Source organism: Nocardia sp. NBC_01503 (assembly GCF_036327755.1).
Classification (GTDB): domain Bacteria; phylum Actinomycetota; class Actinomycetes; order Mycobacteriales; family Mycobacteriaceae; genus Nocardia.
Genome location: NZ_CP109596.1, coordinates 7,885,002 through 7,899,073 on the forward strand (window position 1 = coordinate 7,885,002; position 14,072 = coordinate 7,899,073).

The 14,072-nt window shown below is 66.9% G+C and carries 15 protein-coding genes; 2 read left to right on the forward strand and 13 right to left on the reverse strand.

Annotation, left to right across the window (positions count from 1 at the left end; genetic code table 11):
- Positions 1-17 precede the first annotated feature (17 nt).
- The 13 genes from OHB26_RS36390 to OHB26_RS36450 form a co-directional block, all read right to left on the reverse strand.
- Positions 18-317: a WXG100 family type VII secretion target gene (locus OHB26_RS36390; RefSeq protein WP_330181775.1), complete on the reverse strand. Its 300-nt coding sequence runs from the start codon at positions 315-317 to the stop codon at positions 18-20.
- Complete coding sequence (locus tag OHB26_RS36395) at positions 314-640, reverse strand: WXG100 family type VII secretion target (protein ID WP_330181776.1); 327 nt, start codon at positions 638-640, stop codon at positions 314-316. Before OHB26_RS36395 ends, OHB26_RS36390 begins: the two co-directional genes overlap by 4 nt.
- A gap of 90 nt (positions 641-730) precedes the next feature.
- Complete coding sequence (locus OHB26_RS36400) at positions 731-1,090, reverse strand: CopG family transcriptional regulator (RefSeq protein ID WP_330181777.1); 360 nt, start codon at positions 1,088-1,090, stop codon at positions 731-733.
- 97 nt (positions 1,091-1,187) lie between these two features.
- Positions 1,188-1,718 carry an arginine repressor gene (locus tag OHB26_RS36405; protein WP_330181778.1) on the reverse strand — a complete coding sequence of 177 codons (531 nt, stop codon included), beginning with the start codon at positions 1,716-1,718 and terminating at the stop codon, positions 1,188-1,190.
- A complete protein-coding gene (gene argF / locus OHB26_RS36410) occupies positions 1,715-2,656 on the reverse strand; it encodes an ornithine carbamoyltransferase (protein WP_330181779.1) in 942 nt (313 codons plus the stop codon). The genes OHB26_RS36405 and argF overlap by 4 nt, the downstream gene beginning before the upstream one ends.
- A complete protein-coding gene (locus OHB26_RS36415; protein WP_330181780.1) occupies positions 2,653-3,855 on the reverse strand; it encodes an acetylornithine transaminase in 1,203 nt (400 codons plus the stop codon). The genes argF and OHB26_RS36415 overlap by 4 nt, the downstream gene beginning before the upstream one ends.
- On the reverse strand, positions 3,852-4,763 hold the full coding sequence (argB, locus tag OHB26_RS36420; protein ID WP_330181781.1) for an acetylglutamate kinase: 912 nt from the start codon (positions 4,761-4,763) through the stop codon (positions 3,852-3,854). Before argB ends, OHB26_RS36415 begins: the two co-directional genes overlap by 4 nt.
- The gene (gene argJ, locus OHB26_RS36425; RefSeq protein ID WP_330181782.1) at positions 4,760-5,971 is read right to left on the reverse strand and encodes a bifunctional glutamate N-acetyltransferase/amino-acid acetyltransferase ArgJ; all 1,212 of its coding nucleotides are present in this window, start codon (positions 5,969-5,971) and stop codon (positions 4,760-4,762) included. Before argJ ends, argB begins: the two co-directional genes overlap by 4 nt.
- Positions 5,968-7,026 carry an N-acetyl-gamma-glutamyl-phosphate reductase gene (gene argC / locus OHB26_RS36430; RefSeq protein WP_330181783.1) on the reverse strand — a complete coding sequence of 353 codons (1,059 nt, stop codon included), beginning with the start codon at positions 7,024-7,026 and terminating at the stop codon, positions 5,968-5,970. Before argC ends, argJ begins: the two co-directional genes overlap by 4 nt.
- 76 nt (positions 7,027-7,102) lie before the next feature.
- Entirely contained in the window at positions 7,103-8,566 is a 1,464-nt protein-coding gene (locus OHB26_RS36435) for a GntP family permease (RefSeq protein ID WP_330181784.1), read from the reverse strand.
- A 10-nt stretch (positions 8,567-8,576) separates the two neighbouring features.
- A complete protein-coding gene (locus OHB26_RS36440) occupies positions 8,577-9,185 on the reverse strand; it encodes a bifunctional 4-hydroxy-2-oxoglutarate aldolase/2-dehydro-3-deoxy-phosphogluconate aldolase (protein WP_330185893.1) in 609 nt (202 codons plus the stop codon).
- Between the two features lie 8 nt (positions 9,186-9,193).
- The gene (locus OHB26_RS36445; RefSeq protein ID WP_330181785.1) at positions 9,194-10,810 is read right to left on the reverse strand and encodes an N-acyl-D-amino-acid deacylase family protein; all 1,617 of its coding nucleotides are present in this window, start codon (positions 10,808-10,810) and stop codon (positions 9,194-9,196) included.
- A 10-nt stretch (positions 10,811-10,820) separates the two neighbouring features.
- Positions 10,821-12,173, reverse strand: coding sequence for an amino acid deaminase (locus tag OHB26_RS36450; protein WP_330181786.1), 1,353 nt, complete (start codon positions 12,171-12,173; stop codon positions 10,821-10,823).
- 51 nt (positions 12,174-12,224) lie between these two features.
- On the opposite strand from OHB26_RS36450, the gene OHB26_RS36455 reads away from it, so the two are divergent.
- Together OHB26_RS36455 and OHB26_RS36460 are read left to right on the forward strand one after the other, a co-directional pair.
- The gene (locus tag OHB26_RS36455; protein WP_330181787.1) at positions 12,225-13,313 is read left to right on the forward strand and encodes a sugar kinase; all 1,089 of its coding nucleotides are present in this window, start codon (positions 12,225-12,227) and stop codon (positions 13,311-13,313) included.
- Complete coding sequence (locus tag OHB26_RS36460) at positions 13,310-14,065, forward strand: IclR family transcriptional regulator (protein ID WP_330181788.1); 756 nt, start codon at positions 13,310-13,312, stop codon at positions 14,063-14,065. Before OHB26_RS36455 ends, OHB26_RS36460 begins: the two co-directional genes overlap by 4 nt.
- The last annotated feature ends 7 nt before the right edge of the window (positions 14,066-14,072 follow it).

Sequence of the window (14,072 nt, forward strand, 5' to 3'; positions counted from 1 at the left end):
CATTCGACTGGCTCATCTCACCGGCCGAGCATGCGGAGATTGGCGGCGATCGCGCCCTGATAGTTGCTGTGGGCGGTGCGGGCCGCGGATTCCAGCGCGTCCAGTCCATCGCGGACTTCCTGTGCGCCCGTTGACCATTCGCGGTGCGCGAGCCCGTAGGCGGTGGCGGCCTCACTCGACCAGGTCGCCGAGAGCGTCTTCGCCATCTCGTCGAGACTGGCCAAATGGACGCTGACGAAGCCTGTGAATGCGCGGATGCGCGCGGTCGTCTCATCCAAATGGGTCAGGTCGACCGAATAGCCGCCGGGAGTGCTCACGGCAACTCCAGCGAGTTCACGGCGGCACCGAATTCGGCGTCAGTGTCGCGATAAGTTTCGGCGGTCACCCCCAGCTTGGCGGCAAGCTCGAAGAGCGCGTCCCACACCTCGACGGCACCGCGATGCATCTCGTCCCACCCGCCGCCATACGCGGTAGCCGCCGCACCCTTCCAGCTGTTCATCAGCCCGGCGACCTCCCGATCGAGCCCTTCCGACCCAGACCGCAACTCCTCAGCCATCCGATACGCCGAATGACCGAACGCCCGCACCTCATCCGGACCCACTTCCAACTGCCCGGATACCCCACCCGATTCGATAGCCACGCCATCCTCCTTCAGCGCAGCATCTTATGGCATCCATACAGCAACTATTCGGCGGAATCGAACTTCGCACCCCGACACACCGGGTACCGGTCAAGCAGTGGGACGGAGGCTGCTCAGCACTCGGATCGCGTCGGAGAGAGGGATCATGCGGCCGGGCTGTTCACCCGCAAGCCCCATTTCGATGTATTGGCGAATGAGCATCGAGGGGGTGATGCAGTGCTCGGCGGCTGCTTCGCGAACTCGGTCGCGCAACTCCTTCGGGAGTTTGAGCGAGGTGGTGACCATGCCTCGCTCGATCTCATCGGAAGTGGGCGGGAGCGGGGGTGCATCGGCACTGTCGTCGTACACGAGGGAATCGAGGATCTCTTGCGGACCCTCGCCGGGCTTCGGTTCATACATCGCGGTCATTGTTCCGCCTCCCAAGCGATGAATCCTGACGCGATCCACCATTCATACTCCACGGCAGAATACGATAATACCAAGGTATTACCCGCAGGCCAGGTTTGTGTCGAACTCGAAATAGACCGTTGAGTACCGAACGGGCGGTTCAGGCGAGGTGTTCTATTTTGGCGGCCAGTTCGGCGCCGGTGAGGGGTTCTCGGGCTATGACGGCGATGGTGTCGTCGCCTGCGATGGTGCCGACTATTTCGGGGAGGGCGGCTCGGTCCAAGGCGCTGGCCAGGAAGTGGGCTGCGCCGGGTGGGGTGCGCAGGACGGCTATGTTGCCGCTGGCGTCGGTGGATACCAGTAAGTCGCCCAATAGTTTCGACAGGCGTTCGGTGCCGCCGGTTACGCCGCGGACGGGGCTGCCGTCCTCGGGGACTACGTAGACTCCGGCGCCGCCGTCGGCGGCCCGCAGCTTGACCGCGCCCAGTTCGTCCAGGTCGCGGGAGAGAGTGGCCTGGGTGGTGTCTATGCCTTCGCCGGACAGGAGGGCGGCCAATTCGGATTGGCTGCGGACCTCGTGCTGGGAGAGGATGGCCACGATTCGGGCTTGGCGACCGGCGCGGGTGCGGGCTACGGCCGCACCCGACTTGCCGGAAACCGTTGCGGGAGAGCGGCGGTCGCCGCTGGTCACGCCTCACCTCGGTCGTGTTGGCGCAGCAGCCAGACCAGCAGGGCCTTCTGGGCGTGCAGGCGGTTCTCGGCCTCGTCCCAGACCGCGCTGTGCGGGCCGTCGATGACCTCGTCGGTGATCTCCTCACCGCGATGCGCCGGAAGGCAGTGCAGGACGGTCACATCCGAGGCGGCGCGGGCCAGCAGATCCGCGTTCACCTGGAAGGGGCGGAAGGGGGCTACCCGGTCGCGGCCGTCGCCCTCCTGGCCCATGGACATCCAGGTGTCGGTCACCAGGGCGTCCGCGCCCTCGGCGGCGGACCGCGGATCATCGGTGAGGGTGATGGTCGCACCGGTCTCGGCGGCGCGCTTCTGCGCCAGATCGACGATCCACGGCAGCGGTTCGAAACCCTCGGGGGCGGCGATGGTCACGTTCAGGCCCGCCGTGACGCCGCCCAGCAGCAGCGAGTGCGACATATTGTTCGCGCCGTCGCCGAGGTAGGCGAGATTGCGCCCGGCGAGATCGCCCTTGCGCTCCTTCAGCGTCTGCAGATCGGCCAGGACCTGGCACGGATGGAACTCATTGGAGAGCGCGTTCACCACGGGAACGGTTGCGGCTCCGGCCATTTCGTCCAGGCGTTCCTGGCCGAAGGTGCGCCATACGATGGCGTCGACGTAGCGGGAGAGCACCCGACCGGTGTCGGCGAGGGTCTCCTCGCGGCCGAGTTGGGTGTCGCGGCCGTCGACCACGACGGCATGCCCGCCGAGCTGGGCGATACCCATTTCGAAGGAGAACCGGGTGCGGGTCGAGTTCTTCTCGAACATGACCGCCACCCCGCGCGGACCGTCGAGCGGCCGCAGCGACAGCGGAGCCTTCTTGAGATCCGCTGCGATGGACAGGATCTCGGTCTGTTCGGCGGGACTCACATCGTCATCGCGCAGAAAGTGTCGAATGGTCACTTGGTGTGCTCCTTCTCGGCCTCGGCCCGCGCGGCATCGAGAATGCCGGGCAGGTCGGACAGGAAATTGTCGGCCTGGGTTTCGGTGAGCACCAGCGGCGGAGCCAGCCGGATCACATTGGGCTTGGCGGGATTCACCAGATAACCGATCTCGCGGGCCGCCGCCTCGACCTGCGCGGAGACATCGGCGGTGAGCTCGATACCGATGAGCAGACCCGCACCGCGCACATGGTCGACCAGTGGGTGGTCGAGCGCGTCGATACCGTCGGTGATCATCTTCCCGATCTTCTCGACGTGCGCGAGCAACCCCTCCTCGTCGATGGTGCGCAGCACGGCCAAAGCCGCTGCGGCACAGACGGGATTACCGCCGAAGGTGGTGCCGTGCATACCCGGCTGCAACAGCTCCGCGGCCGGTCCCTGCGCCAGCACCGCACCGATCGGCAACCCACCGCCGAGCCCCTTGGCCAGGGTGATCACATCGGGCACGATGCCCGCCGCCTGATGCGCGTAGAACGCCCCGGTGCGCCCGATCCCGGTCTGCACCTCGTCCAGAATCAACAGTGCGCCATGCTCTTTGGTGATGGCGCGCGCTTCGGCCAGATAGTCGGCGGGCGGCACCACCACACCGCTCTCGCCCATCATGGGTTCGAGGAATACCGCGGCGGTGTCATCGTCGACGGCGGCGGCCAGCGCGGCCGAATCACCGTAGGGCACATGGACGACGCCCGCGGGCATCGGCTCGAACGGGGTGCGCTTGGCGGGCTGGCCCGTCAAAGCCAGTGCGCCCATGGTCCTGCCGTGGAACGCCTCGTCACACGCGACGATCTTGGTCTTACCGGTCAACCGCGCCATCTTGAACGCGGCCTCATTCGCCTCGGTCCCGGAGTTGCAGAAGAACGCCCGTCCCTGCCCGTCGCCGAAGTGCGCGAGCAGCCGCTCGGCCAATTCGATAACCGGTTCGCTCGCATACAGATTCGAGACATGTCCGAGCGTGCCCAACTGCTGGGTGACCGCCGCCAGAATCGCCGGATGCGCATGCCCGAGGCTGTTGACCGCGATACCGCCGAGGAAGTCGAGGTAGCGCTTACCGTCGGCGTCGTAGACGACCGCGCCCGCGCCGCGCACCAGCGCCACCTTGGGGGTGCCGTAATTGTTCATCAGCGCGGAGTTCCACCGCTGCTGTAGATCGGCTGTGCTCATGACTCCACTCCGTTCGAACTCTCCGCGGGGGTCACCATGGTGCCGATGCCCTCCCCGGTGAACAGCTCCAATAGCACCGAATGCGGTACCCGCCCGTCGATGACGTGCGCGGTGGGCACGCCGGCTTCGACGGCGCGCAGGCAGGCTTCCATCTTGGGGACCATGCCCGCATCCAGGCTCGGCAGCAACTTGGCCAGCTCATCGCTGTCGATGCGCGTGGTCAGCGAGGACCGGTCCGGCCAATTCGTGTACAGACCCTCGACATCGGTGAGGATGACGAGCTTCTCCGCGCCGATGCCCTGGGCGAGCGCGGCCGCCGCGGTATCGGCGTTGATGTTGTGCACCACGCCGTCCGAATCGGGGGCGATGGTGGAGACCACCGGAATCCGGCCCGCCGCGATGAGATCCAGTACCGCGTCCGGATTCACCTCGGTGACGTCGCCGACCAGGCCGATATCGGTGGCCGCGCCATCCACGGTCACGGTGCGCCGGGTCGCGGTGAACAGTCGCGCGTCCTCACCGGAGATACCGACCGCGTACGGCCCGTGCGCATTGATCAATCCGACGAGCTCGCGGCCGACCTGACCGAAGAGCACCATGCGCACGACATCCATCACCTCGGGGGTGGTGACCCGGAAGCCGCCGCGGAATTCCCCTTGCAGACCAAGCTTTTTCAGCATGGCGCTGATCTGCGGCCCACCACCGTGCACCACCACCGGATGTACGCCGACGGTGCGCAGGAATGCCATGTCGGCCGCGAACGCGCGCTTGAGCTCATCGTCGATCATGGCGTTGCCGCCGTATTTGACCACGACGATCTTGTCCCGGAACTTCTGCAGCCACGGCAGCGCGTCGGCGAGCACATGCGCCTTGTCCAGGGCCGAAAGCTGTTCCCGCACCGAGCTCATGAGCTGTAGGCCGAATTCTCTTCGACGTATCCGTGCGAGAGATCGGTGGTGCGAATGGTCGCCTCACCGCTACCCAGGCCGAGATCGACCAGTACCTGAATATCCGCACCGGAGAGATCGACCTCGCGCGCACCGGGCGCGCCCATACCGTTCACACACACCGGATGCCCGTTGAAGGACACCGAAATCTTGTCCTGCTCCAGCTCGATCGGCGCGATACCGATGCTCGCGAGCACCCGGCCCCAGTTCGGATCCGAACCGAAGAACGCCGTCTTGACCAGGCTGTCCCGCGCCAGCGCCCGCGCGCCGATCAGGGCCTCGTCCTCGCTGACCGCACCGCGCACGGTGATATGCACGCGCTTGGTGACGCCCTCGGCATCGGCCATCAACTGTTCAGCCAGATCGTCGCAGACCGCGAAGACGGCAGCGTCGAGCTCGTCCTGACCGGGCGTGACCCCGCTCGCGCCATTGGCGAGCAGCAGCACGGTGTCATTGGTGGAGCAGGAACCGTCCACATCCAGGCGATCGAAGGTGAGCCCGGTAGCCTTGCGCAGCGCCTCGTCCAACTGCGCCGGGGTGGCCACGGCATCGGTGGTGAGCACGATCAGCATGGTCGCGAGCGATGGTGCGAGCATGCCCGCGCCCTTACCCATACCGCCGACGTTCCACTTGTCCTTATGGTGGTACGCAACCTCTTTCGGCACCGTATCGGTGGTCATGATGGCGCGCGCGGCCTCGGCCCCGCCGGACAGCCCGCCACCCATCTCGTGCACGATTTCGGTAACGGCGGGCAGCAGCTTGTCCATGGGCAGCCGGTCGCCGATCAAACCCGTTGAGCAGACCGCGATCTCACCCGCCCCGGTCTCGGTGCCCCAGTTGCTCAGCGCCTTGGCGAGCTCCTCGGCGGTGGTGTGGGTGTCCTGGAATCCGCCCGGACCCGTACAGGCATTGGCCCCACCGGAGTTGAGGATGACCGCGCGCAGTCGCCCGGTTTTCAGCACCTGCTGCGACCACAGCACCGGTGCGGCCTTGACCTTGTTGCGGGTGAAGACACCGGCCGCCGAATACTCCGGCCCCTCGCTGAAAACCAGTGCCAGATCCGGCTTTCCGCTGGCCTTGATACCCGCGGAGATTCCGGCCGCGCGGAAGCCCAGGGGTGCGGTGACGCCCTGGGTCCGAACCAGCTTGCCGTCGATATGCGAAGTCACGGTGCCACTCCTACGGTGGAAAGTCCTGCGGTCTCGTCGAATCCGAGAGCCAGATTCATGGATTGCACCGCCGCGCCGGCGGTGCCCTTGGCCAGGTTGTCGATCGCGCCGATCACGATCAGCAGTCCGGCGTCGGCGTCCACGGCCACCTGCAGCGTGACCGCATTGGAGCCCAGCACCGAACCGGTCTGCGGCAGTACACCTTCGGGCAGCAGGTGCACGAAAGGCTCATCGGCATAGGCTTTTTCGTAGACGGCGCGGGCCGTGGCGGCATCCACGCGCGTCGGGGCGGTGCAGGTGGCGAGAATGCCGCGCGGCAGCGGGGCCAGTACCGGGGTGAAGGACACCGCGACGTCGACTCCGCCCGCGGCCTCGAGGTTCTGCGCGATCTCGGGGGTGTGCCGGTGCGCGCCCGCGATGCTGTACGCGCGCAGCGAGCCCATCACCTCCGAGCCCAGCAGCCCGATATCGAGTTTGCGGCCCGCGCCCGAGGTGCCGCTCACGGCAACCACATTCACATTCGGTTCGATAATGCCCGCGGCGATGGCCGGTGCCAGCGCGAGGCTCGAGACGGTCGGATAGCAGCCGGGCACCGCGATCCGGGTCGCCCCGCGCAGTTTGTCCCGCTGTCCGGGCAGTTCGGGCAGACCATACGGCCAGCTGCCCGCATGGGGCGTGCCGTAGTACTTCTCCCAGGCCGCGCCGTCGGTGAGCCGGAAATCGGCTCCGCAGTCGATGATGACGGTCGATTCGGGCAGCGCCTTGGCAATGGCGGCGGATTGTCCGTGCGGCAGGCCGAGGAAGACCACGTCATGCCCGGCGAGCTCATCCACGGTGGTGGGCCCGAGCACCCGATCGGCGAGGGGCAGCAGATGCGGCTGGAGTTCACCCAGCGGGCTTCCGGCATTGGATCCGGCGGTCAGCGCCCCGATCTCGAGGCGCCCGCTTCGATAGGCTGGATGCCCCAGCAGCAGACGCAGGACTTCACCGCCCGCGTACCCACTCGCACCAGCGACCGCGACCCGCACCAGGGGCCCACCAGAGGTATCCGCCATGTGATGATTATGCACGACTGTGCAAGCTCATTCACAGTGGGGTCCGGTGGGCCCACCGAGTGCGAGGGTCGGAACGCTATGCGACCAGGGCGAACAGTAATGCGGCGACCGCGAAACTGACCACCGAGAGAATCGTCTCCAGCACGGTCCAGGTCTGCAGCGTCTGCTTGACCGTCATATTGAAGTACTTGGCGATGATCCAGAATCCGCCGTCATTGACGTGGCTCAGAATGATCGAGCCCGCCGCGATCGCCATGGCGATGAGCGCCAGCGAGAACTGCGAGTACCCGTGATCCACCACCAGCGGCGCGACAATGCCGCCCGTGGTGACAATGGCGACCGTCGCCGACCCCTGCGCGATCCGCAGCCCGCAGCTGATGATGTACGCCAGCACGATGACGGGAAGCCCGGCGGCGGACATGGTCTCGGCCAGCGCCGAACCGATTCCGGTGGCGGAGATGACCTTTCCGAAGAACGCGCCCGCACCCACGACCAGCAGCAGCATGCCCACCGGGCGCAGTGATTCGGAGGTGAGCGCGCCGAGCTCCTGTACGGTCTGCCCGCGCCGAATGCCGAGCACGTAGAAGGCGATCAGTACCGCGATGAGCAGCGCCACCGCGGGTGTGCCGAGGAAGGTGAGCACCTCGAGGGGCTGCGAATTCGCCTGCAGCATTTGACTGCCGAAGGTCGCACCGAGAATCAGGATCAGCGGAATGGCGATAATGCCACCGATGAGCGCGACCGACGGCGGACGCTGTACCGCGACCGCGGTGGTGGTACCCGGACCGTCACCCTTGCCCGCGGTGACCTGATGCGCCTGCGCCGCTGCCTTGTTCGCCTCGGCGACCAGGAACTCCTCCGGCACCTCGACCATGACGCGCTTGCCGATCCAGCTGCCCCACACAATGCCCGCGGCGACGAATCCCGGGATACCGCAGATGAATCCGACCAGAATCAGCCAGCCCAGGCTCACCCCCATGAGCCCGCCGAGCGCGACCGGCCCGGGGTGCGGCGGCAGGAAGGCGTGCGTCATGGACAGACCCGCGACCAGCGGCAGCACATACCGAACCAGTGATCCGCCACCGCGTTTGGCGGCAACGTAGACCAGCGGCGCGAGCACGAAGATGCCGATATCGAAGAACAGTGGAATACCGAAGATCAAACCGAGCAGACCCATGGCGACGGGAGCGCCCTTGTCGCCGAAGATCTTCAGCAGTCGATCGGTGAGCACATCCGCGCCCCCGGATCGCTCCAGGATCGCGCCGAGCACGGTGCCGAGGCCGATGATGACCGCGATATGCCCGAGGATTCCGCCGAAGCCCGTCTCCAGCAGTGAATCACCGGCTTTGAGCGGTGAACCCACGATCTTCGACACCGGCAGCCCGGCCGCGAGAGCCAAGCCCAGGCTGACGAGCAGCAGTGCGATGAACGGCTCCAGTTTGACGCGAATGATCGTGAACAGCAGGACCGCGATGGCGAGTCCGCAGAGCACCAGCAGTCCTGGTGTGGTGGTGCGCAGCCAGTCGACTGTGGCGCCCATGGTGTACCTCTCAGTTCAGAGATCGAACGAACGATGCCGCGCGCGCGGCGATTTCGGCCCAGTGGCCCGCCGCGACATCGGCGGGTGCGACGACATCGGTTCCGGCGGTGACCGCTACCGCGCCCTGGGCGAGGAAGTCGGCGGCATTGCCCGCGTTGACCCCGCCGGAGGGGATCAGCTGCGCCTCGGGGAACGGGCCCCGCAGGTCCTTGAAGTAGTCCGGCCCGAACACGCGGGCGGGGAAGATCTTGACCGCGGCGGCGCCCAGATCCAGGGCGCGCATGACCTCGGAGGGCGTCAAAGCGCCCATGACGACCGGGATTCCGCGCCGATTCGCGACCTCGGCGACCCCTTCGCGGATGCCGGGGGTGACCAGGAAGCGTGCGCCGCTGTCGATGGCGGCGGCGGCCTGATCACCGGTGAGCACGGTGCCCGCGCCCAGCACCCCGTATCCGGAGTCGGCGGCCTCGCGCAGTGCGTCCAGTACACCGGGGGTGGTGAAAGTCAGCTCCACGGCCCGGATTCCGGATCCGGCCAGGGCCTGGGCCAGCGCCGCCGGATCGGGGATCCGCGGGGCGCGCACCACGGTGAGGACGCGATCGGTGCGAATGACATCCATGGCGGAGGTCAACGGGTCTCCTTCCGAACGGAATTCATGCGCAGGGCGCGACCGGCGCGTACCCCGGTGGGTTTGCCCGCGTCCAAGGCGAATTCGCCATTGACAAGGACGTATGGAATGCCACGCGCCTGCTGTTTGGGGTTCTCGAAGGTGGCGGTATCGGCCACCGTGCCCGGGTCGAAGAGCACGAGATCGGCGGCGTAGCCCGCGCGGACGAGTCCGCGGTCACCGAGCCGAAGTCGTTGTGCGGGACGGCCGGTGAGGTGATGTACGCACTCCGCGAGGCCGAGCACACCGAGTTCACGCGAGTAGTGGCCGAGGTAGCGCGGGAAGGTGCCCCAGGCGCGCGGATGCGGCCGCTCCCCCACCAGCAGCGCGTCACTGCCACCCATATGCCGGGAATGGCGCATGATGGCGCGCACATTCTCCTCATCACCGACGTGCTGAAGAATGGTGGTGGCCAACTGATCTCGGGTCAGCAGGTCGAAGAACACCTCGACCGGCGGCATATCGCGTTCGGCGGCGATCTCGGTGATCGTGCGCCCGACATAGCGGTCGAGGTCGCGATTGGCGACACCGCTGATCTGAATGGTCTCCCATTCGACGGTGACGCCGTGGCAGCCGTCCGAGCCGTTCTCATTGACATCGGCCACAATTCGCAGCCGGGTCGGCAGATCCGCGATGCGTGCGAGCGCGGCATCGGGTCCGCCGGACATGGCCCAGCTGGGCAGCAGCGCCGAGAGTGTGGTGCTGCCGGGCAGATACGGGTAGGTGTCGAGGCTGATATCGCAGCCGTCCGTCAGGGCCTTGTCGACCATGGCGAGGAATTCCGGTGCGCGGCCGCGATTCACGCCGAAGTTCATGGTGGCGTGGGTCAGGTGCAGGGCGCAGCCGGTGCGGCGGGACAGCTCGATCATCTCGGCGTACGCCTCCAGCGCGCCCGCACCGTAGGAGCGGGTGTGCGGTGCGTAGAAGCCGCCGTGCTCGGCGACGACCTCGCACAGTGCGGCGAGTTCCGAAGTGTCCGCGTACATTCCGGGCGTGTAGGTGAGCCCGCTGGACATGCCGACCGCGCCTTCGGCCAAACCCTGCGCGAGCAGCGCACGCATACGGTCGATTTCGTCCGATGTGGCAGCGCGCTTCTCGCTGCCCACCACCATCAACCGCAGGGTGCCCTGTGGCACCAGATACGCGGCATTGGGCGTGATGCCCGACGAGTCGAGGCGATCCAGGTACTCGGCGACGGTCCGCCAGGAGAAGTCGAGCTCGGCGGGATTGCCGTTCCAGCCGGCGATCTGACGGCGCACCACCGCGAGCGCGGCATCGTCGATGGGCGCGTACGACAACCCGTCCTGCCCGATGACCTCGGTGGTGATGCCCTGACTCAGCTTCGGGAAATGCCCCGGCTCGGTCAGCAGATGCAGATCCGAATGTGCGTGCATATCGATGAAACCCGGTGCCAGCGCGAGACTTTCACCCTCATCGACAATGCGATCGGCCTCGGTGAGCGTACCGGGCGCGGCGATCTCCACGATCCGCCCGCCGTCCACCAGCACATCGCCCCGGAAGCGGTCCGCACCGGTGCCGTCGAATATGTCGATATCACGAATCAGTAAGTCGGCCATGGCAGTCCGCTCAGAAGAAGGTGTGCAGGAAGTCGACGATGCGCGGCCGTTCGGCCCCCGCGTCATCGATCACCGGGATGAGCCGCCATTTGTCGAAGGCCGTGCACGGATGCGAAAGCCCCAGTCGCACCACCGCACCCGCCGGAACCGATTCGGCATCGCCGCCGTTCCAACGCAGGAAGGCGTGCTGATCATTGAGTTTGGTGACCGTCGCGCCCTCGGGCAGTGGTTTCACCGCCGGTCCCGCAACGAGTTGCGGGACCGGCAGCCCCTCATCGAATGGCAGATCCCGTTTACCCGCGTCGAGCAGCGCCAGGCCGGGCTCCGGCCGGGAGACGCAGCGCGCCCAGCCGTGCATGGCAGAACGCAATGGGCGGGCATCGCCGGTCAACGACGCACCGCCCGCGGTGAGCGGGGAAATGCCGGAGTAGAAACCGTCATCGTGGATCACATAGGCGCCCGAGCGCAGTAGCACGGTGGTCGGAACCCCGTGTGCGCCCTGTTCATCCGCGAGTCCGGCGAGTCGCTCCACCACCAGGTCGGGATAGGCACTGCCACCGGCGGTGATGATCGCGCGGCCCGCGTAGCGGCCCCGTGCGACCAGCTCCTTGTGCAGGACGCCCATCTCGTCGAGGTAATGACGAACGGCCGCAAGACCTTCCGGGGTGCGGTCGTGCGCCAGCGCACCCTCGTAACCGCCGACACCGGCGAGAATCAGCCGATCCGACTCGTGGATGGCGTCGGCGATCTCATGCGCCTCGGTCAGCGTGCGCGCCCCGGTACGGCCGTGCGGCCCACCGAGTTCCACCAGTACCGAGAGTCGCACCCCGGCGGGCGCGGATCGCAGGTGCCGCTCCATCTCCCGGACGGTTCCGACGCCATCGACCCAGCTGTACAGCTCGAAGTCGGGATCACGCGCCAATTCAGCTGCCGCCCAAGTCAATCCGGCCGGGTCGACCAGGGCATTGGCCAGCATGATGCGGTCGAGACCGAAGCAGCGACCCACCTGTGCCTGCCATCCGGTGGCGAGGGTGATCCCCCACGACCCGGCCACCAGCTGCTCACCCCACAGCTGCGGTGACATGGTGGTCTTGCCGTGCGGTGCCAGCCGAACCCCGTGCGCGGCAGCCCATTGCGCCATGACGGCGAGATTCGAGTCCACGGCCGAGCGGTCCACGGTCAGCACCGGGGTCTGCAATTGGTCCAAATACGGTGCGGTGGCCAGATACTCGCGCACCGTCAGCCCCCAGGCGGTGGGCGGGAGCGATTTGTGCTCCGCTCCCAGCCTCCGGTCATGCAGTGCTGCGACGACATCGTTGTCGAGGGCCACGACGCTCCTTCCGAATCCGATCGGCCGATTCATAGCCTAAAGGCATTGCATAATCTGCAACGATTGTTGCGTATTGTGTTCGCCGTGGTTATTCTGCATGCCATGGCCGAAAGCCGCAACCACTCGAAGGAGATTGGTGTGATCCAGGCGACCCGACGCGCGGTCACCATCGGTGAGGGACTCGCCGTACTCATTGCGCAGCCCGGCCCGCTGGAGGATTCGCACACCTTCGAGCGCGGGGCCGGTGGAGCCGAGGCCAATGTGGCCACCGTGCTCGCACAGCTCGGCGTTCCGACAGCCTGGGTCTCACGGGTCGGCGATGACGGTTTCGGCCGCTATCTGGTGCGGCATCTGGCCGAGCGCGGGGTGGACACCTCCGCCGTCACCATCGATCCGGCCCGGCCGACCGGTATGTACGTCAAGGAACGCGGTAGCGGCTCCACCCGCCCGGACGACCTGGCCGCCGGGGCGAGCCGAATGCTGTACTACCGCACCGGTTCCGCCGCCAGCGCCCTCGGACCGCGCGATCTCGCCATCACGGCAAGGCTGCTCGACACCGCCGATCTTGTGCACTTCACCGGTATCACCCCGGCACTGTCACCCTCGGCAACCGCGTTCACCGAGGCATTGCTGGCGCGACCGCGCGAGCAGCGGCTGATCAGCTTCGACCTGAATTTCCGCCCGGCCCTGTGGGAGCGGCGCGATGAGCCCGCCGCGGAGATCCTGGCCCGCCATATCCGCCGCAGCGATGTGGTGTTCCTCGGCGCGGACGAGGCCCTGGAGGTCTTCGGGGTGGGCCGGGCCGCGCAGCTGCGCGCACTCTTCCCCGAACCCCGGCATCTGATCGTCAAGAACGACAGACATTCGGTGACCGGCTATATCGGCGATGAGGCCCTCGAGGTGCCCGCGCTGCGCCTGCGCGTCACCGAACGCATCGGCGCGGGCGATGCCTTCGCCGGCGGCTACCTCGCCGCGCTGCTACAGGGCCGCCCCCATGAACAGCTACTGCGCTTCGGACACCTGTGCGCCGCGGCCGCGCTGACCGGTACCGGCGACGTCGCCGAACTGCCCCCGCTGCACATGCTCGAATCCCGCTCCGCCGCCACTGTTTCCGAATGGGCGGAATTGAATTACAGCCCGGCCCAGCCCATCCCCGAGAATGTCAGCTCATGAGCCAGAGCCTGCTGCGCGCCCTCACCATCCTCACCCAACTCGGCGAGGAGCCGAAATCCCTGGACCAGTTGGCCGGCCAGCTCGGGGTACACAAATCCACCGTGCTGCGGCTACTGCAGACCATGGAGGGCGAACGCTTCGTCACCCACGACAGCGAGCATCGATATCGACTGGGCTCCAAGCTCTTCGAGCTCGCCAATCGCTCACTCGAGGGCCGGGATGTCCGCACCGCGGCGCGACCGCACCTGGCCGCGCTCAATGCCGCGACCGGTCAGACCGTGCACCTGGCCACCTATGAATCGGGTGAGGCGGTGTACATCGACAAACTCGATGCCACGCACAGCGTCCGAATGTATTCGCGCATAGGCCGTCCCGCCGCCCTGCACTGCACCGCGGTCGGCAAGGTGCTGGTTTCGGCTCTGCCGCGCGAACAGTGGCGCAAGCTCGCCGAGGGCCTCGAGTACAAAGCCTTCACCGACCGCACCATCCGCACTCCCGAGCAGTACCTCGCCGAGCTGGAACTCGTTGCGGCCCAAGGGTATGCCGAGGACCACGAGGAGCACGAGAGCTTCATCAACTGCGTCGCCGTCCCGATTCGCGATGGCACCGGCGCGGTCGTCGCCGCACTGTCCATGTCGGTGCCGGACATGCTGCTGGACCACGACCAGGTGCTCGCCATGCTGCCGCGGGTGCGCGCCGCCGCCGATGCCGTCTCCACCGAACTGGGCTGGAGCCCCACCCCCGAGAAATGAAAGGCCG

Coding starts and splice junctions, on each gene's coding strand:
- OHB26_RS36400 (WP_330181777.1), bottom strand. CDS start 1,090: ATGGTGGATCGCGTCAGGATTCATCGCTTGGGAGGCGGAACAATGACC.
- OHB26_RS36415 (WP_330181780.1), bottom strand. CDS start 3,855: ATGAGCACAGCCGATCTACAGCAGCGGTGGAACTCCGCGCTGATGAAC.
- argB (WP_330181781.1), bottom strand. CDS start 4,763: ATGAGCTCGGTGCGGGAACAGCTTTCGGCCCTGGACAAGGCGCATGTG.
- argC (WP_330181783.1), bottom strand. CDS start 7,026: ATGGCGGATACCTCTGGTGGGCCCCTGGTGCGGGTCGCGGTCGCTGGT.
- OHB26_RS36435 (WP_330181784.1), bottom strand. CDS start 8,566: ATGGGCGCCACAGTCGACTGGCTGCGCACCACCACACCAGGACTGCTG.
- OHB26_RS36440 (WP_330185893.1), bottom strand. CDS start 9,185: ATGGATGTCATTCGCACCGATCGCGTCCTCACCGTGGTGCGCGCCCCG.
- OHB26_RS36445 (WP_330181785.1), bottom strand. CDS start 10,810: ATGGCCGACTTACTGATTCGTGATATCGACATATTCGACGGCACCGGT.
- OHB26_RS36450 (WP_330181786.1), bottom strand. CDS start 12,173: ATGAATCGGCCGATCGGATTCGGAAGGAGCGTCGTGGCCCTCGACAAC.
- OHB26_RS36460 (WP_330181788.1), top strand. CDS start 13,310: ATGAGCCAGAGCCTGCTGCGCGCCCTCACCATCCTCACCCAACTCGGC.